Source organism: Bradyrhizobium sp. USDA 4506 (assembly GCF_054058795.1).
In genome coordinates this window covers 465,773-488,654 of the sequence record NZ_JBSSBM010000001.1, presented here as the reverse complement: position 1 = coordinate 488,654, position 22,882 = coordinate 465,773, and the positions used below count along the sequence as shown (strand labels likewise).

The 22,882-nt window shown below is 59.4% G+C and carries 17 protein-coding genes and 3 pseudogenes; 8 read left to right on the top strand and 12 right to left on the bottom strand.

All coding sequences use genetic code 11. The annotated features are described in order from the left end of the window. Nucleotides 1–144: 144 nt before the first annotated feature. A pseudogene (locus tag ACVIHF_RS02185) lies at nt 145–405 on the bottom strand (sigma-70 region 4 domain-containing protein); the annotation flags it as partial. Here ACVIHF_RS02185 and ACVIHF_RS02180 point away from each other — a divergent pair. Beyond that, nucleotides 344–1,004: pseudogene (locus ACVIHF_RS02180) on the top strand (LysR substrate-binding domain-containing protein); the annotation flags it as partial. The pseudogenes ACVIHF_RS02185 and ACVIHF_RS02180 overlap by 62 nt on opposite strands. A 1,498-nt stretch (nt 1,005–2,502) precedes the next feature. Further along, nucleotides 2,503–2,874: a helix-turn-helix domain-containing protein gene (locus tag ACVIHF_RS02175; RefSeq protein WP_253610628.1), complete on the top strand. Its 372-nt coding sequence runs from the start codon at nt 2,503–2,505 to the stop codon at nt 2,872–2,874. A 475-nt stretch (nt 2,875–3,349) separates the two neighbouring features. Here the strand turns inward: ACVIHF_RS02175 and ACVIHF_RS02170 are convergent, their stop codons facing one another. After that, nucleotides 3,350–4,609 (bottom strand): Glu/Leu/Phe/Val family dehydrogenase, encoded by a 1,260-nt coding sequence (locus ACVIHF_RS02170; RefSeq protein WP_253610340.1) that lies wholly within the window; start codon nt 4,607–4,609, stop codon nt 3,350–3,352. 2,022 nt (nt 4,610–6,631) lie between these two features. On the opposite strand from ACVIHF_RS02170, the pseudogene ACVIHF_RS02165 reads away from it, so the two are divergent. Further along, a pseudogene (locus tag ACVIHF_RS02165) lies at nt 6,632–8,383 on the top strand (MFS transporter). Nucleotides 8,384–8,654: 271 nt separating this feature from the next. Continuing rightward, complete coding sequence (locus ACVIHF_RS02160) at nt 8,655–8,888, top strand: hypothetical protein (protein ID WP_253610338.1); 234 nt, start codon at nt 8,655–8,657, stop codon at nt 8,886–8,888. Between the two features lie 466 nt (nt 8,889–9,354). On the opposite strand, the gene ACVIHF_RS02155 is transcribed toward ACVIHF_RS02160, so the two are convergent. Together ACVIHF_RS02155 and ACVIHF_RS02150 are read right to left on the bottom strand one after the other, a co-directional pair. Further along, nucleotides 9,355–9,543 (bottom strand): hypothetical protein, encoded by a 189-nt coding sequence (locus ACVIHF_RS02155; RefSeq protein ID WP_253610337.1) that lies wholly within the window; start codon nt 9,541–9,543, stop codon nt 9,355–9,357. Between the two features lie 248 nt (nt 9,544–9,791). Next, the gene (locus ACVIHF_RS02150) at nt 9,792–9,965 is read right to left on the bottom strand and encodes a hypothetical protein (protein ID WP_253610336.1); all 174 of its coding nucleotides are present in this window, start codon (nt 9,963–9,965) and stop codon (nt 9,792–9,794) included. Between the two features lie 609 nt (nt 9,966–10,574). Here ACVIHF_RS02150 and ACVIHF_RS02145 point away from each other — a divergent pair. The 3 genes from ACVIHF_RS02145 to ACVIHF_RS02135 all read left to right on the top strand — a co-directional run bounded on the left by ACVIHF_RS02145 (nt 10,575) and on the right by ACVIHF_RS02135 (nt 13,882). After that, on the top strand, nt 10,575–11,597 hold the full coding sequence (locus ACVIHF_RS02145) for an amino acid ABC transporter substrate-binding protein (RefSeq protein ID WP_253610335.1): 1,023 nt from the start codon (nt 10,575–10,577) through the stop codon (nt 11,595–11,597). A 12-nt stretch (nt 11,598–11,609) separates the two neighbouring features. Continuing rightward, entirely contained in the window at nt 11,610–12,803 is a 1,194-nt protein-coding gene (locus tag ACVIHF_RS02140; protein WP_253610334.1) for an amino acid ABC transporter permease, read from the top strand. A gap of 68 nt (nt 12,804–12,871) precedes the next feature. After that, nucleotides 12,872–13,882, top strand: a complete 1,011-nt coding sequence (locus ACVIHF_RS02135; RefSeq protein WP_253610333.1) for an amino acid ABC transporter permease — start codon at nt 12,872–12,874, stop codon at nt 13,880–13,882. A gap of 276 nt (nt 13,883–14,158) precedes the next feature. On the opposite strand, the gene ACVIHF_RS02130 is transcribed toward ACVIHF_RS02135, so the two are convergent. Genes ACVIHF_RS02130 through ACVIHF_RS02115 form a run of 4 tightly spaced genes read right to left on the bottom strand, consistent with a single transcriptional unit; the run spans nt 14,159 to nt 18,057 of the window. After that, the gene (locus tag ACVIHF_RS02130; RefSeq protein ID WP_253610627.1) at nt 14,159–14,998 is read right to left on the bottom strand and encodes an ABC transporter ATP-binding protein; all 840 of its coding nucleotides are present in this window, start codon (nt 14,996–14,998) and stop codon (nt 14,159–14,161) included. Then, the gene (locus ACVIHF_RS02125) at nt 14,995–15,798 is read right to left on the bottom strand and encodes an ABC transporter permease (RefSeq protein WP_253610332.1); all 804 of its coding nucleotides are present in this window, start codon (nt 15,796–15,798) and stop codon (nt 14,995–14,997) included. Before ACVIHF_RS02125 ends, ACVIHF_RS02130 begins: the two co-directional genes overlap by 4 nt. Before the next feature lie 3 nt (nt 15,799–15,801). After that, nucleotides 15,802–17,199: an ABC transporter substrate-binding protein gene (locus tag ACVIHF_RS02120; RefSeq protein ID WP_253610331.1), complete on the bottom strand. Its 1,398-nt coding sequence runs from the start codon at nt 17,197–17,199 to the stop codon at nt 15,802–15,804. A 21-nt stretch (nt 17,200–17,220) separates the two neighbouring features. Then, nucleotides 17,221–18,057, bottom strand: coding sequence for an IS5 family transposase (locus tag ACVIHF_RS02115; protein ID WP_456791486.1), 837 nt, complete (start codon nt 18,055–18,057; stop codon nt 17,221–17,223). 569 nt (nt 18,058–18,626) lie between these two features. On the opposite strand from ACVIHF_RS02115, the gene ACVIHF_RS02110 reads away from it, so the two are divergent. Continuing rightward, nucleotides 18,627–19,319 carry a Crp/Fnr family transcriptional regulator gene (locus ACVIHF_RS02110; RefSeq protein ID WP_456791504.1) on the top strand — a complete coding sequence of 231 codons (693 nt, stop codon included), beginning with the start codon at nt 18,627–18,629 and terminating at the stop codon, nt 19,317–19,319. Here ACVIHF_RS02110 and ACVIHF_RS02105 read toward each other — a convergent pair. The 4 genes from ACVIHF_RS02105 to ACVIHF_RS02090 are packed head-to-tail and all read right to left on the bottom strand — an operon-like array spanning nt 19,309 to nt 22,572. After that, a complete protein-coding gene (locus ACVIHF_RS02105) occupies nt 19,309–20,283 on the bottom strand; it encodes a HEAT repeat domain-containing protein (protein WP_253610330.1) in 975 nt (324 codons plus the stop codon). The two genes, ACVIHF_RS02110 and ACVIHF_RS02105, sit on opposite strands and share 11 nt — an antisense overlap. A gap of 1 nt (nt 20,284) precedes the next feature. After that, complete coding sequence (locus ACVIHF_RS02100) at nt 20,285–20,518, bottom strand: 4Fe-4S dicluster domain-containing protein (protein ID WP_253610329.1); 234 nt, start codon at nt 20,516–20,518, stop codon at nt 20,285–20,287. A 14-nt stretch (nt 20,519–20,532) separates the two neighbouring features. Further along, nucleotides 20,533–22,269, bottom strand: a complete 1,737-nt coding sequence (locus tag ACVIHF_RS02095; RefSeq protein WP_456791485.1) for a fumarate reductase/succinate dehydrogenase flavoprotein subunit — start codon at nt 22,267–22,269, stop codon at nt 20,533–20,535. A gap of 9 nt (nt 22,270–22,278) precedes the next feature. Beyond that, nucleotides 22,279–22,572 (bottom strand): gamma-butyrobetaine hydroxylase-like domain-containing protein, encoded by a 294-nt coding sequence (locus ACVIHF_RS02090; protein WP_253610327.1) that lies wholly within the window; start codon nt 22,570–22,572, stop codon nt 22,279–22,281. Between the last annotated feature and the right edge of the window lie 310 nt (nt 22,573–22,882).

Here is a 22,882-nt window from a genome sequence, read left to right as displayed (position 1 = left end):
TTCTTTAACGCGACAAAGCTGTCCAAAGCCGCGCCTACTTTGGTTAGAAATCTCCGCACTTCCAGGTTCAGACGATTGCTATCTTCAGATAAGGACTTAGCGGCGGCCTGCGTAGATACCGCGCCAGTCTCGGCCGCACCGCGGCCACTCAGGCTCGCTCAAGTCCTGCGGAGGCCGCCCGACCCGCCGGAACAGAGCCCGCTGCAACGCCGCCTCGCTCGCGTAAATCGGCGGTAACGGCCAGCTTAAGCCCGCCTCGCGTGCTCGCAGCAGGTAGGAGGCAACCGAGCTCTTGCTGATCTGCAGCCGTTCCGAGATCTCCCGAACCGACAGGTCCTGCTCGTACACCGCCAGGAGAATGCGCCGGAGCAATCGTTCGAATGCCAATCGAATTGTGATCCGCACGTCGCTTTCTACCTTCGCTTACTCCCTTCTGATCCCGAATCTCCAAGCATTCTCCGCTGAAATGGGCGGCGTGACCGTGGATGTGGTTAGTTCACTGTCGCAGCCCGCATCCTCGGACGATTTCGACATTCTTGATTACTCGCGACCTCTCCCCGAACGAACCGGCCGACGATTGGGAAATCCATAACGAGCAACTGGTCTGCGTGGGCTCTCCAATTCACGTAGGCGGCAAAGGCCTCTCGATCGTTCGCTCGATGCCAGTTCTGAATGTTATATCCCGGCCAGACATACTGCCTACATGGCTAAGAGCCATGAACTTGACCTCGAACGACATAAAGTCGGGGGCGCGATATGATCACAATTACCTGGCACTGCCAGCGGTCATGACGGGAAAATGCCTTCTCGTGGCGCCCGAGATTGTTGTCAGTGATCTGGTCCGCGGAGGCGCGCTGCATATGATACCGGGATCGCGCGCTCCGAGCGGTATGCGATATCGGGCCTATGCGGTGGATCGCAGTGACAATCCCGAAATCGCTCGCGCCTTTTGCCGGTGGCTGGTTCGGCTCTGTAAGAGGTCCATGATTCCGGGAGTCGCCTAACATCGCCTACGAGAGCGACACAGATCGAAACTTCGCCTATCCGATTGCACACGCCATCGGCAGGACGCGTGGCTTTGTCCGGTTCGTACACACTTTTCGCGCAAATGAGAACGGCAATCTGTCAATATAGAGTTACCTTTGAGCCGCGGCGTACCCGCGCCGCTTTACGTGCTATCGTGATCGTTCGAGCTTTTGCGGCTGGTGAGATTGGCATGGCCGGGGTGCGTATTTCGCGAACCGTTCGATTTGATGCGTAAGCCCCGATATTTGACGCACGAATGTGGAACGATGCCGCTGACGAGTGGAAAGCCCATCGGTTATGACCCGGAATCGATGGTTTATAGATTCACGATGTTCGATGGCAACAGGAGCATCGAGTGCGAGATCAGTAACGCGGCGCTGTGCGCCTTGGGAGGAATGTGGGCGGATCCGAGGCTCACGCACGACTCTGTCTTTAAAACCTGTCGCAAACTGATCGAGAGAGTCGCGTCAAATCAATACAGAGGCGATGTGGGACCGGTCCGGATTTTCGCGAAACATCTTCCTTCGGTGAGGGCGGGAGATGGCCAATCAGCGAAGCGCCCTCGTCGCCCTCGTCTTTCGAGTTCTTGATCGTTTCAAGAAACGCCGATTTAGAGAGCGTGTTGTTGTAGACGTTGACGACCGCCGGCCAAGGCCACTGCCGTCTAATCGGAATCTATGACCTTGTGCAACTCCATCCGAACCTCAAAGATGGCGAGCGAAAGCAATTTCGCAGTCTCATAGCTGCCACGACCAAGCAGAAATGAGTGATACTCTTCCAGGGGTGCAAGCAGCGACAGCAATCGTTCTTCAAGATTAGCGGCCTGCATATGTTCAAAACACACGATCGGGTCGCGCCGAGGCGTTCCATTCCTCTCGCTCCATACGCCGTTCCACCAATAGTGTGCGGATTGTGGTCAGGCGCAGGGATGTTTCCGATGATTCACGGCCTTTCGGCATTTGTCCAGCAACAATGCGAAAGCTCAACCCACACCATCATCGAGGTTTCGCCAACCGACCGGGCGGCGCCAAACAGCCCTGCTTTAACCATCCCACCAACACTAGCACCGGTTGTACTGACGATAACGCACTTAACATGTTGAAGGTCCCGTAGGAATACGGGACATGAAGCTGTGCTGCGCGGTAAGCACGAACATCAAAATCTGCGATGACTAAACTCGTACTAGTTGTGTTGCGGCCATTATTCTGCCAAATGTGGCGGGCGGAGTGTCGACAGGCCCCCTGGCGCGATCGGCTGCACGTAATCGGGCGGCGTCAGTATAAAGGTGCTTTCGATGCTTTAAATGAGTTTGGACACCGATCCGGCGCCCTTATCGGGTTTTCGGAATTCTCACGACCAACTGGGCGATCCAAGCGGATTTGACGCGGTACATCATGGACGGCCCCTTGACCTTGGAGGGCAAGGGATTCTCGATTTGAAGGACGGGTCACTAGAATGAGATCAGCAGCAAAGAAGATGAAGCAGCGCAGTGCCGGCAAGTCGGACATTGAGTTGGGCAAGCGGATTCGCCTGCGACGTGTCGAGCAGAAGATCTCGCAGGCTGAGCTCGGCGACAAACTCGGCGTCAGCTTCCAGCAGGTCCAGAAGTACGAAAAGGGCGTCAACCGCGTCGGCGCCGCTCGCCTTCAGCAGATCGCGACCGCGCTCGATGTCCCGGTCACCTTCTTCTACGACGGTGACAACAAGGCCCGGGAAGTCGAGAGCCTCCTGTTCCTCGACAGTGCCTTCAGCCTTCGGTTGCTGCGCGCCTACAGCAAGATCAAGGATCAGACTGTCCAGCGCCAGCTGGTATCGCTGATGGAATCGATCGCTGCCGAGGAAGACTGAACGGCGGCCCCATATCGCGGGTCGCGATCGACTAGACTAGATCGAGCGGCTCGGCTGGCGGGGTACCGGAACACACAATTTGCTGGTCCGACCGGGAGACCATCGAGGCGCTGTCAATGTGGAAGCCGCGCCTCAGAATTGTCGTCGCAAGCATGCGGGTACGGGGTGCCATACGAATGGTCGTTCCGCTAGACCCACGGTGCGGACGGTTACGATCCAGTGCCACCGCAGTACGCGCCGTTCATTTTGTGCAAAGTTTGCGTGTACGCTTCAACGAACAGCGTGGCGACTTCAAGTGCGGTCAGCACTAAACTCATGCGTCGTTCGTCGCATCGTAGGTTTGCGTTTTGATAAGCCATCAAGGGAGCATGAGCACCACCTCCCGGCCTCTTTCCATCGTCCAACCGAGTCTGCTGACCGGGTTGCTTAGCGGCATCAACAGACTCACAGCCCGAACGAACGTGTTTGAGCTTGGCTATGGGAACAGTCCACGCGTCTCCTTTGCGTCCCGTACCCGCTCCACTCCGATGGCCATGGCGGCGGTTCGGTTCAACACCTTATCCCGCTTACTTCGCAACAATACCTGTTCAAACGCTCGATTCAGAATCTGATACTCGCGCCGCATGACCTCTTCCTCCTCCCAGAACAATCGTTGAAGGTCCTGCACCCATTCGAAGTAGCTAACTACGACACCTCCTGAGTTGCACAGGATGTCCGGGATCAGGAAGATCTCATCCTGACGTTTTTCTAGCACTCGATCAGCCTCTGGCGTAGTCGGTCCATTCGCGCCTTCGGCAAGTATGCGGCAGCGCAGATTACCGGCGATTTTTCCGTTGATGACCCGTTCCACCGCGGCCGGAACAAGTATGTCGCACGGCAACGTCAGCATCTCCATTGAATCCAAAGCGAGCTCGCTGGAATAGCCGTTCAAGCTGCCTCGCGAGGCTGCATGTCTGACCAGCTCGGGGATGTCGAGGCCCGCAGGCCGGTAGAGCGCGCCGGTGTGATCGCTTACCGCGATCACGTTGACTCCCATATTGTGCAGCTCGAGTGCGGCGATCGAACCGACATTGCCGAATCCTTGTACAACTGCGGTTGCGCCATCGAGACGGATATTGCGTTCATCTGCAGAACGACGGACCAAATGAGCGACACCTCGCCCTGTGGCTTCGCGACGTCCCAATGTCCCGCCGGCGCTGACGGGTTTTCCCGTCACGATTTCCGTGACTGTTTGCCCCTGATACATCGAGTACGTGTCCATGAACCAGGCCATGATCTGCTCGTTGGTCCCCATGTCGGGCGCCATCACATCTGTATGCGGACTAACGAATGGAATCATTTCCTGCATGTAACGGCGCGAAAGCGCTTCAAGTTCGTGCTTGGACAGACTTGACGGGTCGACGCTAATTCCTCCCTTCGCGCCGCCATATGGCAATCCGACTAGCGCGCACTTCCAGCTCATCCAGATGGCCAGTGCCGCGACTTCACCGAGATCAACGCTCTTGGCGAACCGCGTGCCACCTTTCGTGGGGCCCAGCGTTAGGTGATGCTGCACACGATAGCCCTCGAAGACCGCCGTCGTGCCGTCGTCGCGATGTATCGGACATGAGACCGTCACCGCTCGCTTCGGCATCAATAGCCGAGCTCTCGCGTCCTGCGGTATAGATAGATAATCTGCGATGACTTCAAATTGCTTCGCGGCCATGTCAAAGACCGGCCCACCGTATACGGTCACGTTCGCTCCTTAGCGTGAAGTTACATACATGTTGGGGGAAGACGCGGCGTCTGCGTTGTAGTTTCCGAACAACCTCATTCGGCGATGCGATGGACCCACTCTCTATTGCGATCGCAGCCGTCGGTCACGCGCGCGACAGCGCGCCAGCTGCAACGCTCCAACAGCCAGCAGATGCGTCTGAGACCACCGGTTGGCGCCTGTGTGTCAACTTGCACCCGCCTTGCGCTTTCAATGGAATTCCTTCGCAGGCCATTCGACGCTCGAGAATTGAGATAGAGGCAAAGCGTTAGCAGACTGACACCAAACTGCTCGATAGGCGACAACAATCTGCGTCAGCGACGCCTCAGACTTGTGTGAGTTTTACATTGTTCACGTTCGTCATTTGGGGGCGCACTGAGAATGCCACCGCGTAGGCTATTCCGCCTCCGCGTTTGCACGTTAGCTTGATCGATTGCGCTCATGCAAACTTCGTACGGAACGGACCAATCTGTGCTCTTCAAGTCTCTGACGGCGCCAATTTTGCCCGTGGACCAAGCTTCGTCAGTCTCAATGGCGAAGTCTTACAATCATACCTAGACGTTTGATGCTCTTGCAATCGACGAGAGATTTTGCAAACAGAGTTTTGTCTTGTCGGGAATGACGATTCTTGATTCTTGCCGTCGCCGTTGTTTTCAGGTTGACGATGCATCTGAAAGCGGTTCCAGCAATTAAATTCGTCGAACGGCTTGAAGCGCAGTTGCCTCGCAACAGAGCTACGCGCGTTGCTGGCTCGAGCCGAGCTTGGTTTGTAGACGACAGAGGCCATAGCCAATCCGGCTCGACGTTTGTCCCCTCGATGCACAACAGGCGTAATAGTATCTCCTCTTGTCTGCGGTGCCGGAACATGATGACGCTTGCTTCGCAGGGAACGAACAAAAAGCCGCCGCTGCTTCAAATGCGAAACATCCCAGTAACGTCTCCCTCGCTACCCTCCCCGGCATTCTCTATGAATCTGGGCGGCGGGTGAATAAGCTTCGCCACGTAAGATGTACGCACACTCAGTGAAATGGCCCACTTCGAGACCTCGGTGTCGACGATGATCTCCGCGCGATTGAGATGCGCGCCGTGGTTCTTGCTACGACGCGCGCTTTGGCTTGCGCTTGTCGCCGGCCTTCGCCAATCCGACGTTACCCGCCCGTCGAATACAAAGGCTGGCGGAGAACGATCATGACTGCAGGGGGCGCTGAGAGCGACAATTGCTGCCTTGCTGTCCGGCTGGCTACCCTGCCAATCTTGAGCGCATTATTCCTGCGGTTTCTTGGGAATGGCGCAGTTTTTGGCAGGTCAGCCGATTACGTAGTCTTGCGGCAAGCCATGTAGCTTGCGAAACTCTGTGAGATTGAGGAGTAGGCCTTCCGCGTTTGCTCGCGGACCGATGCCTTAGAAGAAAACATCCCCCCGGCACGCGAGCCACTTCAAAATTGCAGTACAATTTTTTGGATTGAAATGCGTGGACTCCTAATCCTTTTTGCGACCGTAGTAATTGTGTTGGCGACACGCGGCCAGCACCAATCCGGCTTCGTGCCGCGTCCGACCGCAGCCCTGCCCCCGGTGAACGTGCCATAACGAAGGCTCAGCTCAAGCTGTAGCTGACGCTGTGGATGTTTTTCAAACGTGTGGCAGCTGCCACCGTTTCCCGCGGGGTCAGTTCGCTAAGCGCTGGAGCAGCTCCGCGCCAGCTAATGCCACGGAACGATCAACAGCTATGCCTCCTCCAGCCGTTGAGATGTTGCAGAACTGGGCCGGCTATTCGGAGGATCCTATGCGATAGGAGCGCGCAGAAATCACGTCGGCGATGAGGACCATTTCGTGGTCCGCTCACTGCGACGTCATGACTGCCATGCAGCAGGGTCATCGCTCGGATTAAAGGCGATCGAGGCATCGCAGTTGCCGCCCACGCCGATGTTTGAACGCGATATCGCGCCGGGAACATGCTTGTGATTCGTACCAGACTCGATTTATGGTAGATCACACCGAGCCGATATGATCGATTCAGCTAAAGTCCTGACGCGTAGCGCCGATGGCATCACAACGCCGCTGAGGCACGCGACCTTCCGGCGCATCTGGTTCGCGAGCCTCCTCTCCAATCTCGGCATCTTGATTCAAGGTGTTGGCGCAGCCTGGGCGATGACGCAGATGGCGCCCGCGGCCGACAAAGTTGCGCTGGTGCAGACCGCGCTGTTGCTTCCAGTGATGCTGATTTCGATGCCAGCCGGTGCGATCGCTGATATGTATGATCGCCGGATCGTCGCGCTGTTCTCGCTCGGTATTGCGTTTGCCGGCGCAACCGCCCTCACGGTAGTTGCCTGGCTGGGGCTGGTCACACCAAATCTCCTCCTTGCGCTCTGCTTCGTCGTCGGCAGCGGCATGGCGCTGATGGGGCCGGCCTGGTAATCGTCGGTCAGCGAACAGGTGCCCTCTGACGCCTTGGTGCCTGCAGCCGTCGCGCTAAACAGCGTCAGTTACAATATCGCGCGCAGCGTGGGTCCGGCGATTGGCGGGGTCGTGGTAGCAACCGCGGGCGCAGTCGCAGCATTCTCGCTAAACACGTTGCTTTATCTGCCGCTGATGGTCGCGTTGTTCCTATGGAAACGCATCAGCGCGCCCTCGCGGCTGCCGCCTGAAGGGCTGAACCGCGCCATGGTGTCCGGTGTGCGCTACATCACCAATTCGCCGTCGATCAAGATCGTGCTGGCCCGCGCCATGGTGACCGGCGTCGTCGGCGGCGCGATCACTGCTTTAATGCCGCTCGTAGTGCGCGACCTTTTGCATGGCGACGCCCAAACGTACGGCATCATGCTTGGCGCCTTTGGCGTGGGAGCGGTCGTTGGCGCGCTGAGCATCACCGAACTCCGAAAGCGCATGAGCGGTGAGGCTGCGATCCGCACCTGCGCGCTGTCCATGAGCGCGGCGGTCGCGGCGGTCGCGCTCAGCCGTCAACCGGTGTTGACGGCGGCAGCACTGGTCCTGGCGGGAGCCGTGTGGATGGTGGCGTGGGCCGTATTCAACATTGGCGTGCAGCTGTCGGCACCGCGCTGGGTGGCCGGACGCTCACTTGCCGCCTATCAGGCGGCGGGTTCAGGCGGGATTGCCGTCGGCAGCTGGGGTTGGGGCCATCTGACCGACGCGGCCGGGGTCGAAACCGCGCTGCTGGTGTCGGCCACCATGATGCTCGCCTCACCACTCATCGGCCATTGGCTGCCCATGCCTCGCATCGGCGCGCGGGGCGAGGAGTCTGAGCCGCTCGCCGATCCCGAGGTACGGCTCGCCTTGACCGGTCGCAGCGGGCCGCTCGTCGTTGAGATCGAATACCGGGTTGCACAGGAGAATGCACGGGCGTTTCATCATGTCATGCAGGACGTGCAGTTGTCCCGCCAGCGCAACGGCGCCTATGGCTGGTCGATTGCGCGCGACATTGCCGATCCTGAATTGTGGACCGAGCGCTATCACTGTCCGACCTGGTTCGACTACTTGCGCTGGCGTAACCGCTCGACCCAGTCGGAGCGCGCACTGGATCAGCAGGCCATCCGCTTTCACATCGGCCCCGCCCCGGTTCGTGTCCGCCGCATGCTGGAGAGGCCATTCGGCTCGGTACGCTGGAAGGACGACACGCCAGACAACGCGACCGCCGAAATGCTGCCGGAGGTCCCAAGTACCAAGGGCAGTAGGGAGCCGGCTGCCCAGATGACCCAGCGTGCGGGGACGTACCGGAAAGCCGCAAGCGGTTCGAAATGACAGATGCCCAAATTAGCCGCGGGTTTGACGTCGATCGGTGCACCATACGACAGCTGATTCAACCCTAATGTCGCCGATGCCAATGGCGGGAAGCAGGGACTGACTGATGTCAGTCGTCGGCATGATCTGCTACCGCTATCGCGCTGGCTAATGTTCGACGCGACATGTCATAAGGATTTGCCAACCATGCAGGCTTACCGATCTGGTCGCTAACCAATCGAAAATTGTTCTGGCACACTTTCCCGCCGGGATCGAATGGGGAGATTCGAACATGTCCGGGTTGGCCGTTATGGAAAACGTGCGCCGCTACCGCGCAATAGCTTCGCTGTGCCGTCAGGCGGCGACATTTCGACCGATTCAACGAATCTCGTTGCTAACGCAGGCCGAGGAATGGGAGCGACGAGCGGTTGTCGAGATCGAAGGATATTTTGGCGCTTTAAACGGATGTGGATCTGAGATGGGAGGGCCCAGCCAGCTCTCGTCAGACTTCCCTGGCCCGATTTAGGGTCGCTCGGGATCGCCAATCTCGAGCACGTCCGCGTACGTCCCTAACCAGCGGCCCAAGGCACATGGGTAATGCTTGAGAAATGGCGGAAACACCAGCAATACAAAGCAATGCTTTGGTGTTCCGGAAACCCGAACGCGGCGTCCATCAGGTCGCAAGTGATGCTCATGAAGTCAAGTCGGACCATAAACGAGCAGGTCGTCGGAATCCTGTAGGGAAGCAGGAGGCGGGCCCGAGCACGGCCATCCTGATCAGCTTGGGTGCGCTTGGCCGATCGCGCGAGGCCCACAAGCGGCGCATCGAGTGCCAGTGCAACGGCGAGACGCGTCCGTCATGCGCGGGCCACCTTCGAGCTGAGCGAACGGGGAGATACGAAATTCGCGCGTGAGTTGGCCGGCCATTCAGGCGTCGCTATGAAAAAGGCAAGCCCGCTGCTCAGGTGGGAGCCCCTTGCACAGTCAAACGTTTAGGAAAATCTTTGCTTCGCCGACGCTTCAGCTGCGGCCCTCATGATGCGGTCAAACGCTTCCAACGGTGTGCGACCTTTTTCAAACTCGTCTCGACAATGCTCTGGATGGAGCTCGAATTGCGAATACACTTGCTCGATCTCGAAACGGAGCTGGCGTAGCCATTCTTTGAAGGCTTCTTCAGACATACAGCTTCGGCTCTACGGTATTTCACTGCTCAACCCGGGCTTAGCGCACAGTCTAACTGCTCGCAACCCTTGAAGATAGAACGGTATCCTGATGCAACCGTGCTGGTTTTCAGCAGCGGCGTGCTTAAAGGATCAAGTTGCAGATCGACGAATCGCGACCATCGGACTGCACATGAAGTTCAAGGCACCCACCGATGCGCTGGCTCCGAGTTGCCGGACGGCAGACGTGACATGGATTCAGCGACCGCCTAACGCTGCTTCGATCTCGTCTTGGTTGCCGTCCCATCGAGCCAATTCAATGTGGCGTTTATCCTTATGAGCAGGCGGGCAATTTCGTCTTGCTCATGCAAACCGGGCTCCATTTGCAGCCGCTCCAATAGCTGCTGCTTTTGCGCAAGGAGTTCAGCAAGTGTCCGCGTCATTACGATCTCTCGTTTAGGGACAAATGGCCACTTCTACAACTAGCGGGCTCATTGTCAGTTCCGGCTCCGCACGACCAGATTGACCGCCTCTCGCGTCCGGTGAGGCCAGCGATAAAAGCTGTCCCTTTCGGTGGCTGCGGGCAGCATAATTTTCGCATTCTTCGGCGCTTGCGCTGCGAGTCGCGCGTTGATTCGCCTCCCTTCCCGCCAATTCGCCCAACTGCCTGTTGAAAGGAGGTGTCCATTTATCTGCGGCAACTGCTTATGAAGAACACTTGATCTGCGAGCGGCGCGAATAAGAGATGGCTATTTTATTGACCATCAACACCACCTATCAGATAGTTGAATAGAGGACGGGAATTGCAACAATGAGCACCGACGATACGTTGGCAGCTGCACGTTTCACTATGTGGTGGTTCACGCCCGATAGGCAACGCGCGGGCCGAACGCATCAGACGTTAGGATTGATCAGCGGATCAGCTTGCTTCACCGTCATCTGATGAACGGCATGCTGTGAATACTACGGTAGTTGCCGCTCTGAAGTAGCTTGCGCTAAGGACTTGGATAAAGTTCGCGGCTCTTTTTCTACGTGATCACCATGAGATTCGAATGACTGCTCTTACCCCTTGGTCGAGATGGATTACTGCCACACTGATCGGTGCACTCATTCTCGTGTCGCCGGCCGCGTCTGCCGGTCCAACGCTCGACAGAATCAAATCACATGGCGTCATCAAAGTCGGTGTGGGCACCACGCCCGGCTTTTTTGCACCGGACGACAATGGCAGGTGGCAAGGGTTCTTCATTGACTATGGGCGCGCGTTGGCAATTGCGGTCTTCGGTGATGCCAATAAGGTCGAGTTCACGAGTTCGTCGCCGCAGCAACGGCTTCCGGCGCTTCAATCCGGCGAGTTCGATATCCTGCTATCCGGCGTGACCGTTACGATCACACGCGCATTCAAGCTCGGATTCCATTTCGGGCCGACTATCTTCTATGATGGACAGGGGATTCTGGTTCGCAAGGATAGTGGGGTGACATCGGCATCTCAGCTGGACGGCGCGACCATCGGTATCCAGAGCGGCACGACGGGCGAGTTGAATATTGCCGATTTTTTCCGCAAGAACGGGCACAAGTTTACCCCCGTCACTGTCGAGGATACCAGTGAGTTTGTCGCGGCACTCGAGTCCGGCCGCGTTGACGCCATCACACAGGATTCGTCGGCTCTTGCTGGACAGCTCGCGCAGCTGAAAAAGCCGAACGACTACGTCCTGTTGCCGGAGCGACTTTCGAAGGAGCCGTTGGCGCCAGCAGTAGCAAGTGGCGACGACCGTTGGCTTGAGATCGTCAACTGGACGGTGAATGCGACGATTCAGGCCGAAGAATGGGGGATCACCTCGCAGAATATCGACAGCTTCTTAAAGTCAGAGGATCCTGCGGTCCAGCGCTTCCTCGGCGTCGATCCGTCGCTTGCGCAGGCGATTGGCCTTGATCCGAAATGGGCCTACAACATCATCAAGGCGGTCGGCAATTACGGCGAGATCTTCGATCGTCATCTCAAGCCACTTGGTTGGGAGCGTGGCCACAACAAGCTCTGGACCAACGGAGGCCTGTTGTACTCCCCGCCGTTTCGCTGATATGCGTCCGTGATGATCGTCGCGCCGAAGACCGCGAGCGTGGCGAGGACGCGCTCCCTCCGGCGCCAGGTCTTTGGCTGGCTGGGTCCGAGTCCCTGGTTGCAGCTTGTGATCTTGGTTGGCGTGGCCGCAATCCTGATTGTGCTCGGATCCAACATCGCGACCACCATGGCGCGGACCGGGGTAACGCCGGGCTTCGGATTCCTGGAAAACGCCGCCAATTTTGAGATCGGTGAGGGGATGATCGCCTTCCACGCCGGCGATAGCTATGCGCGGGCGATTTTAGTTGGCCTTTTGAATACGGCCAAGATTGCGTTGCTGGGATGTGGCTTCGCCACGGTCCTTGGTGTCGCGCTCGGGGTGATGCGGCTTTCGGGCAATCTGATGCTGTCTGGTCTCGTACGTTGGTATGTCGAGATCGTTCGCAACACTCCATTGTTATTGCAGCTGTTCTTCTGGATCGCGCTTGCCCATGCCCTGCCCTCGCCGCGTCGCGCTGTCACATTGCTCGACGCGGTCTTCCTGACCAACCGCGGCGTATATGTGCCGGGAATCGTCATACGAGAGTTCTCGCTCTTAGCGATGCTGGTTTTGGCCGCCGTGGCCGGGATCTGGATCTGGCTGGTATGGCGCGGTTGGCGCAACAAGCGCACAGGGCTGCTGGCGCCGCTGCCGGTATCCCTGGTGGGTATTCTTGTGCTTGGCGCAACGTTCACTGCCAGCGGCACGCGGATCGGCCTCGAAGTGCCGGCGATCAGCGGGTTCAACATTCGGGGCGGCGTCAGCCTGACGCCCGAGTTTGCGGCACTCCTGGTTGGATTGACCGTGAAGTTTTCAGCGATCATCGCGGAGATCGTCCGCGCCGGCATCCTGTCGGTGCGTCAAGAACAATGGGACGCCGCGCGTGCGTTGGGACTGCACCGCGGCAAGATCATGCGGCTGGTCGTCCTGCCGCAAGCCCTGCGCGTCATCACGCCATTGGCCACCTCGAGCTATCTGGACCTCATCAAGGATTCCAGCCTTGCCGTTGCGATCGGCTATCCGGATGTCATGAACATCGTCAACACCACCGCCAATACCACCGGGCAGGCATTCGAAGCGCTGCTGATCGTCGTTCTCCTCTATCTCACCTTGAACCTCGCGGTGTCGGCATTGATGAGTGTCTACAACACCAGAGTGGCGTTGCGCGGAGAGACGTCAAAATGACTGCACTCGAGGCTGCCAAAAAGCCTCAGAACTCTCGTCCACGGCTCTGGAGGAGGCTACGAACAGGCTTGTTCGGCACCTGGCTGAACTCGATCATCACGGTCATCGTGACTCTGGGGGTCGTCAGGATTGTCACACCGCTATTGCGCTGGCTGGTGCTTGATGCAACTTGGCACGGGACTTCCGCCGACTGCCTGGCGCAGGACGGCGCCTGCTGGGCATTCATCACAGCTAAGTTCCGCTTCATCGTTTTTGCATTTTATCCGGCTGACCTCGATTGGCGTCCGGGCGTTGCGTGCCTCTTGATCGCGTCCTTGCTAGCCGTCACGGCCGTGCCGCGCTTCTGGCGGCGCGAACTCGCAGTTGGCTGGCCGGCGGTAATCCTACTCTGCTGGCTATTGATGAGCGGTATACCGGGTGAGGCGCGGATTTCCTCCAACCAGTGGGGCGGGCTGCCGGTGACGTTGCTGGTCTGGATGGCCTGCTTTGCCGTATCGCTGCCGTTGGCAATCCTGCTGGCACTCGGCCGGCGATCCAGGCTGCGCGCTCTGCGGCTGCTCACGATCGGCTATATCGAGTTCATGCGGGCTATTCCGATGGTGGCGATACTCTATTTCGCGACGCTGATCTTGCCCATGGCGCTACCAGCTGGTCTTTCGACCGACAAGCTGCCGCGAGCGATGATCATGGTTACGCTATTCTGGACGGCCTATACCGCGGAGGTCATACGCGGCGGTCTGCAGGCCGTTCCGACCGGACAGGAAGAGGCCGCAGCTTCACTCGGACTGAGTTATTGGCGGTCGATGCGGCTGGTGATCTTGCCGCAGGCGTTGCGGATGGTGATCCCCGGGCTGGTCAACCAGGCCATCGGCTTCCTGCTCGCGACGTCCCTTCTTGCCGTTATCGGCATCGTCGACATTCTCAACGCCGCCAAGGCGGCGGCGGCCGACCCCAACTGGCTTGGGTTTTACAAGGAGGCGTTTCTTCTGGTGGCCGTGATCTATTTCGTGATCGGCTATGGCGGCTCGCGCTACAGCCTGTGGCTCGAGCAGCGCCTTGGTCGCGTCCGTTCGCCTTGAAGGCAGCGCGGTTCGGCCTGCCGCCGGTCCGAACGATCTTCTCCGGACAAAAGATCCGCCGATGTCTTTGCCCTGGCGCTGATTGCAGTCGAGCTCGTGCTTGGCGAGCCGCCTCAGTGGGGTGGCCGTGGCCAATCACGTTGCACAGCCGGAATAGACTACCGTGCGGCGCATGCCACGCTCAGCGTCGACGACGTCTTATACAAGGTCTTTCAGCGGAAGCAGCGTCCAAAAACCTCAAAGCGCCGTTCTACCCTCTCCCCTTCCTGACCAGAGCTAGCTAGCCATCCCGAGCGGGCTTAGACGTGGCAGCGACGCGGCGCTGTCCGGGCGCCGTAGGAGATTGAGCACGTGACGCTTCAGATGCACGAACTCGCTCTCGGTAACAAGCTCTGAGTTCCGTGGCCGGCCAAATGGCAAGCGGATATCATCGATCACGCGTCCCGGCCTTGCACTCATGACGATGATCCGATCAGCCAGGAACAGCGCTTCCTCGATATCGTGCGTGACGAACATGGTCGTCGTCGGGATCTTGGTCCAGATGTCCAGCAGCACCTCCTGCATCAGGATGCGCGTTTGGGCATCCAGCGCACCGAATGGCTCATCCATCAGCAGGACTCGCGGCTGATTGATGAGCGCCCGGGCAATCTCGACCCGCTGCTGCATGCCACCGGAAAGCTGTGAGGGATAGAAGCTTTCGAAGCCCTCAAGACCGACCAGTTTCAGAAATTCATCCGCAGTACGCCGCCGCTCGGCCTTGGCGATGCCGCGCATCTTCAGCCCGAACGCGACGTTGTCGCGCACCCGTTTCCAGGGAAACAGCGTGTGCTGCTGGAAGACCATTCCCCGATCGGGACTTGGACCGAGGATCGGCCGCTCGTCGACCGCTAATCGTCCCCGCGTCACCTGCAAATGTCCCGCAAGCGCTCCGAGCAGGGTCGACTTGCCGCAGCCGGACGGACCGAGGACGCAGACGAGTTCGCCCGGTGCAACTGTGATGTCGAGATCGCGGACTGCCTCGAAGGTCTCCGCCCCCTCGCCGAGTGAGATCGAGACTTGGCGGACGTCGATCCGGCCCACCATCTGTGCTGTGATGTCGGACAGGCGCACGTTCATCTCGTCGCCGCCGGACGCCGCCATGGCATCAAATATTGCCCAAGTGTCGTCAGGAGCCAGCTGCTACCCATGCCGAGCAGACCAATGACCAGCATGCCGACGATAATGTCGGCATAATTCTGCAGCGTGTAGGCCTCCCATGTGTAGTAGCCGATTCCAAACTGGCCTGAGATCATCTCCGCGGTGACGAGACAGAACCAGGAGGTGCCCATACCGATGGCAAGGCCAGTCACGATGCTCGGCGCCGCACCCGGCAGCACGATTTCGCACAGGATTGCGGCTGGCGAACCACCGAGACTTTGAGCGGAGGCAATCAACCTGCGATCGATGTTGACGACGCCATGCACGGTGTTCAGGATGATCGGAAACAGCGCGCCGATAAAGGTGATGAAGATCATCGACAATTCGGACGACGGGAAGATCAGGATCGACAGCGGTATCCATGCGACCGCTGGAATCGGCCGCAACAGCTCGAGCGGCGGTAGCAGGAGATCGCTGGCGGCGCGCGACCGGCCGATCGCGAAGCCAAGGGCTATTCCGGTCACCGCCGCGGCCAGATAGCCCGCGAACACCCGCCACAGGCTGCTCGTGACATGCGCCAGGAGTTTTGGCGATTTCAAGAAAACGATCGCCGCCTGTACGACCTCGGTCGGTGGCGGCACGTTGCGAAACGTCACGACGCCAAAATTCACATGCTCCGCCGAGGCAAGCTGCCAAAGCGCGATGCAGGCAAGGATCGAGAAGCTGCCCACGAGCCAGCGCAATGCCTGCCGCCTTTTCGCGCTGCGCCGCGGTACCATGGCTTACCGGCTCGCGACGAGCGAATCGCGCGCGCCGGCGTAATCGACCACCTGGCCGCCGTGCGCTTTCACCCACTTCTCCGCACCTTCCTTGAGCAAGAAAGCGCTGAGTTCCCCCTTGGGGGTACGCACGAACCAGGCCTGATTTGCGAACAGCTTGATGCCGCTCGCGCGGTCCTGCACATAGACGACACGGATCGCCTTACCCTCCTTCTCCAATGCCGCCAGCGCCTGCAGGGCATTCTCCGGCGCGCTATAGTGCCGCACCTGAGGCTCGTCCTTGATCCAGATCTGCGCCACCCGGGTGAAATCGGTGATTTCTGCTCCGGTCGCAGCATCCTTGGCCTTTAGGGGAAGCTGGGCGTAGTTCTTCAACTCAGCATCGTCGTCGCGACCAGCCTGCGCGAGTGCGATGCGGATGAACTTGTCGGTCACGAACTGAGTGATGTCGAGGTCGCTGTCGGCGCGCTTCAGGTGTTTCAGCGTCTTGATCGATGTCGCGACTGCCTGTCGGTATTCGGGCTTCCAGGTCACGTCGCGGGTCTGCAGGCCGAGCGGCCCATGAAACAAATAGACCACCTCCGCTTCGATTCCTGTCACATTCGCGATCAGCTCGCTGTATTTCTCCGGCTCTTGCGCGATCAGCCGATCTGCTTCAAGGGCTGCGAGGAGATAGGCGACGACGATCTCAGGGTACTTTTCCGCATATTCGGCATCGACGAGAGAACCATGGAAGGTCGGCGCATTCGCCTGCGAGCCGTCAAAAATCTTGCGCGCGAAACCGCGCCAAGGAAATAGCTCAGCAAATGGCACAAAGTCCGCGTGGGCCTCGATCTTGTTCGCCTGCAAGGCGGGACCGGCCACTTCCGGCGCTTGGGTGATGATATTGACGTCAGTTTCAGGACTCCACCCTTGGGCCTCGATGGCGCGAAGCAGCATGCCGTGGGAGGTCGATGCGAAGGGAACGGAGATCGTTTTGCCCTTCAGATCAGCAATCGACTGTGCTGACGAGCTTGCCGGCACCACGATGCCATTGCCGCTGCCTTTGGTGCTGCCCGACAAGACGCTGATGAACAGGCTGCGGCGACCGGCCTTCTGGAAGGCGACGCCGTTGAGCGATCCAGGAAAATCCGCCATCGCCCCGAAATCGAGCTTGCCGGCGACCATCTCGTTGGTCAGCGGCGCGCCACTGGTGAAATTCTTCCACTGGATATCGTAGGTGACGTCTTTGTACTTGCCGTCATGGGGCAGGAATTTCTCAAGGAGCTTTAGCTCGCGGATCAGAAGGCCGCCGGTTGCGCAATTGATCGTCGTATCCTGCGTCCCAACCGCAACCCGAATAGTTTCGGCGCGCGATACGCCCATCATGCCAATCGCCGCAACGGCGACAGCAGCGGTCATCCTCAGAGTCTGACTCATAAATCACCCAACCTTAGCTGCAGCCGCGAGTCTGCGGGTCAGGAGCCTGATGTGTGCAATCAGCAGCCAGGCAGCTTCGGTTGCCACCGTCGCCTCGAAGTCCTTGGCGAGGCGGCGGCATCTGCCGAACCAAGCGAATGTGCGTTCAATCACCCACCGCCTCGGCAGAAGCTGGAAGCCTTTGACGCCTTGAGGCCGCTCGACGATCTCGACAGTCCATGGACCGCAGTCTGAGAGCGCGTCGAGGAGTTGATTTCCGCGGTAGATCCGGTCGGCAAAGACGTGGCGCAGCCGGGGGAAGTTCATCCGCACGTTCTTCAGCAGCGGTACGGCGCCATGGCAGTCCTGAACGTTGGCCGGATGAACATGAACCCCAAGGAGGAGGCCATTGGTATCCGTCACAATGTGCCGCTTGCGGCCGTAGATGCGCTTGCCTGCATCGTAGCCGCGCGGTCCACCAGCTTGGGTGGTTGGCGCACTTTGACTGTCGATCACGGCTGCCGTCGGCTTCGGTGTCCGTCCAAGCTTTTTTCGCGCCCGGCGGACAAGCACGCTGACAATCCTCTGCCACCGGCCTGTATCCCGCCATCTATAAAAATAGCCCTGCACCGTCGAATAGGGCGGGAACTCCTGCGGCAACGCCCGCCACTGGCAGCCGGTCGAAACGATATAGAGGATCGCTTCGATCACACGACGCAGCTCCGTCTTACGCGGCCGGCCGCGCCGGTTCGCTCGCGGCAACAGGCGTCTGATCACCGCCCACTCCGCATCGGTCATATCGCTTGCATAACGCAGATCGTCCCGCCGATATTGCTCCCGAGTGATCTTGGTCCAGGGCATCGTGCTCTCCCTCGAATCTTTGCAAATCCGATGGAATCACACCCCACTGAGATCACTCACCCATTTTTCAGTCAGGCTCTCAGGAGTTTGGACGAGATCATTGGCCCTCTCTTTCGATTGCGCGCGGCCGGTAGCCTGCCCCCGGCACCTCAGGAGCGAACCCTGGAACTGATGCGGCGGCCTATGAAGCAATTAGTTGCGTTGCGGCCTGCTCGGCTCGCGATGTCTCTATTTGGTCTCAGTGCGCGAATGGGGTGCGTTGAATTTCTTTCTCGTTGCATCGCGATGGGAAGATGAATCATTTCCTCGGCAACGCATTTTTCGGATCAGTTTGCTAAGTGCATTTCAGCACCATCAAAGATGTGGACTTTGCGTTTTCGTCCGCCTTAGCTACGCGCGCACCGCAGGGCGAACCGATAGCAATGACCGCATTCAAGGACGCTTTTGACTCCAAGACTGAAAACCCGATTGCGCGAAGTCGCGCTACGGCTCAGCTGGACTGGCCCGCCAAGCTGAGCGCTGCCGCGACATCTGCCCCTCGCCTGGCAGACAATGAAATTGCGCTGTTCATGAGCGAAAGCATCGATGGCCTTAACCTGGGAGCGCATTTTCTTGACCGCCTGTCGAGCGAGGAAAAAGCACAGGTGCTGGCCACGGGGCGCGCCGTTTTCGTCCCGCAGGGCGAGATGGTGTTCAGCCAAGGCGAATACCATGATGGGATTTTCATCATCAGGCGCGGGCAGGTCCGGGTCTACTACACGGCCCCTTCAGGCCGGGAGATCACCCTCGCCTACTGGACGGCTGGACATTTTATCGGAGGGCCAGAGATCTCGGGCTTCGGTGCGCACATGTGGTCCGGCGTGGCTATTGAGGACTGCGAGATCACCGCATTGTCCCGCCGCACATTGCAAACGCTCCTTCTGCAGATCCCATCTTTCGCACTGGCCATGATCGATGGGCTGATCGCGAAGGGAAAATGCTACTCCTCAATGGCGCAGATGCTGGGGACGCGCTCCGTGATCGAGAGGCTGGCGCAATATCTGTTGAACCTGGCTGCACTCTACGGAACTGCAGATGGCAATACAGTTCTGATAGCCCGCAAGGTGACGCATGACCAGATCGCCGCAATGGTCGGCTCCACGCGGCAATGGGTCACGATGATGCTCAAGCGCTTTCAGAACAAGAACATCATCTGCATCGACGGCAGCAGCATCCGTATCAATCGGCTCGATCTGCTCAAGAAGATCCTGTTCAAGGATTAAGGCGCGCCTCGATCTGTTGGAGCGCCCAGTTCACCGTTTTCCTCACGTCCGGATCATAATCCCGGGCGCGCGCAACCAGCGCGTCGCGGGCGCAGGGATCGGCGATTTCACCAAGCGCGGCGGCGGCATCCTTGCGGAGCGACGGCAACTCGTCATCGAGGAAGGGAGCGATGGCGCCCACCGCCCCCCGGAACCGGAGCTTGCCCAGGCTTTGCAACGCCTTCTGACGGACCTGCCAATAGCTGTCGTTCAACGCGACGGTGAGCGCGGCCGCGCCCGGGCCCTGACCGATCCGCCCGATCGTCTCGGCGGCGACCGCCCTCACCTGCCATTCGCTATCCGAAAGCGCGGCGGCGGCCGCCGCCTGAGCGGCGGCCTCGTTCCGGGCAAAGGATAGGGCGTCAACCGCGGCAAGCCTTACATCGGGATGTCCGTCCTTGGTCGCATGGATCAGCGAGGGCAGTGCCTCGATGAGTTTGAGATAGCCGATTACGCCGACCGCCTGGACGCGCACCCCAGGATCATGGTCATCGAGTGCCGCAATGGCCGGTCCGAGCGATGCGCCGACCTGGAGCGCTTTCAAAGCGCGAAGAATCGCCGCCCGCACGAAGCTGGACGAATGGTCCAACAGCGGCAGCAGGGTGGCGCTGGCCGCGGGGGTGCGGAGCTCAGCAAGGCTGCCCGCAGCCGCCTTTGCGACTTCGACATCAGCATCGACCAGGACGCGGACCAGAGCCTCGGCGACCTTGACCCCATCGAAGTCTCCCAACGCACGCGCGGCCTGGAGCCTGACCCTCGAATCGGTGTCGGCCGCCGCTCGTGCCAGCAGAGGCACGGTTGCATCCGTGGACGTCTCCACGAGGTCGATGACCGCGAGTCGACGGACCGCCGGGTCAGGGCTTTGCAGTCGGTCCGAGATTTCGTCGAGATCGCCGAAAGACTCGAATGGATCGAATGCCGTCATGTCAGCGCAACAGATAGGGAATGTTGACGGTCACGGCGCCGGTCGGACAATCGGCCTCGCAGGGCATGCAGTACCAGCATTCGTCATACTTCATGTAGGCTTTGCCGGTGAGATCGCTGATCCTGAGCACGTCGAGCGGGCAGACGTCGACGCAAACTGTGCAGCCCTTGTCGGCGATGCACTTGGTCTCATCGATGACAACCGGAACGGTTGTGGGCGTGTAAGCAATCGGCATATGGAATCCATCTTTTAGGCGTGCTGGCGGATGCGCTGGCGGTCGTAAGCCGACCGCTCGGATTCGTCGATCGGGACGATATAAGGTGCAATTGCCCGCTTCTCCGCGGTCATGCGCCCGTTCTGCTTGCGCAGGATCGCATGGCAGAACCATTCGTCGTCGTTCTTCCCGGGATAGTCGACGCGGTGGTGGTAGAGGCCCCAGCGGCTCTCGGTGCGGAACAACGAGGCGAACGCCGCCATCTCGGCGCAATCGAGAATCGAGGCAACCTCCAGCGAGCGCATCAGCTCGTGCGCATCGCGGACCACCATCGCATGTTCCATGTCGTCGCGGATTTCGGCGAAGCGCGCTTGGGCGAGCTTCATCTTCGCGGTCACCTTTGGCGGCTGAAGATAGTCGTTCACGAAGCGGCGCGTCTTGTATTCGAGCTGGTTCGGCGGAATTCCGTCCTCCCGCTTCGTCGGCGCCAGCACACGGTCGCGCTCCTGTGAGACATCGCCGGAATCATAGTCGGGAAGATCGATATTGGCCGCGAATTCGGCAGCGTACTCCCCGGCAACCGCACCGTTGGTAAAGGCGCCGAGCATGTAATTGTGCGGCACACTCGCCATGTCGCCGGCCGCATAGAGGCCAGGCACCGTGGTGCGCGCGAACTCGTCGACATAGACGCCGGATGCGCTATGGCCCGAGCAGAACCCAATTTCGGAGATATGCATTTCGATCATACGCTCGCGGTAATTGGTACCGCGATTGTCATGAAAGCGCCCGCGCGACGGCCGCTCGACATTGTGCAGCACGGCCTCGATCTTGCCGATAGTGTCGCTATGCAGATGATTGAGCTTCAGGAACACTGGGCCCTTGCCGGATTGCAGCTCATTGTAGAACTCCTGCATCATCTGGCCGGACCAGTAGTCGCACTCGATGAAGCGGTTGCCCTCGCTGTTGGTGGTGTAGGCTCCGAACGGACCGGCCACGTAGGCGCAAGCGGGGCCGTTGTAGTCCTTGATCAGTGGATTGATCTGGTAGCATTCGAGATTCGCCAGGCCTGCCCCGGCGTGGTAGGCCATCGCGTAGCCGTCGCCGGAATTGGTGGCATTCTCGTAAGTACCCCAGAGATAGCCTGACTGTGGCAGGCCAAGCCGCCCCGCCGCACCTGCGCAGAGAATCACGGTCTTTGCGCGCAACACGAGGAATTCGGCGCTGCGCGTATTGACCGCGATCGCGCCCGCAATCTCGCCGTCGCGCCCGGTTAGCAGACGCGTTGCCATATAGCGGTTGGAGATCAGTACCTTTTCGCGGCGCAACTGCCGGTACAGTGCTTTCTTGACGGTATCGCCATTCGGCATCGGCAGCACATAGGAGCCGAGATGATGCACCTTCTTGACGTCGAAATCGCCATTCTCGTTCTTCTGGAACTTGATGCCGAAACGATCGAGCTCCTGGATGATGTCGAAGCAGCGTGAGGCGTACTTGTAGACCGGCGCCTGGTCGCAGATGCCGTCGTTGGCGATCGTGATTTCCTTGGTGTATTGCTCGGGCGTGGCGTAACCGGGAATGACCGCATTGTTGAGGCCGTCCATGCCCATCGCGATCGCGCCGGAGCGCTTGACGTTCGCCTTTTCCAACAGGACGACGCGCGCCGCGGGATTTTTTCGCTTGGCCTTGTACGCCGCCATCGGCCCGGCCGTCCCGCCGCCGATCACCAGGACGTCGCAGGCAATTTCCATCAGTCCGTCTTTGATCTCGTCCATGTCGCGACCTCAGGCTGGCTGCTGTTCTGCGAGTTCCCGCAGATAGGACCAGGGGTAGATGCCTCGGTCGTGCCCGTCGGAGAACGACAGCCGCAAGGCGTAATTGCCGACTGGCTCGATGCCGGCGACATGAAGGCCCGGCGCAATCACGAGCTCGATGCCGTCCACCTGCCGGCGGATTTCGCTGGCCGCGCGGCTCGCCCGGCGTAGCGTCTCCACGCCGAGCAGGTGGGTTCCGCGGTCCGGCCAGGTCAACGCCAGCGCAGTTGAATTGTCCCGCAACTCGACCTGAATTGGTTGCACGTTTTACCTCACATTCTCACGCTTACGGCTTTTACGCTGGCTTGGCCGGCCGCCGCCCGCAATAAATTGCTTTCGCCTTCCGTCAGCGCAGGACCCGACCGGCCCTGTTCGACTGATCCACCCTTCGTTCGGCCTCCCCGGCACCGTACCAAGGCAGCAGGCGACGTACGCTGCGTTCGAGCAGGAGATCGGCCGTGAACCCCATCGCGCCGTGCACGATCAAGCCGACGACTATCTGATCGACTCGAAATGGCTGTTGCGACATTTGGGCTCACGAGCGGAAATGAGCCGACGAACCTTCATCCGGCGT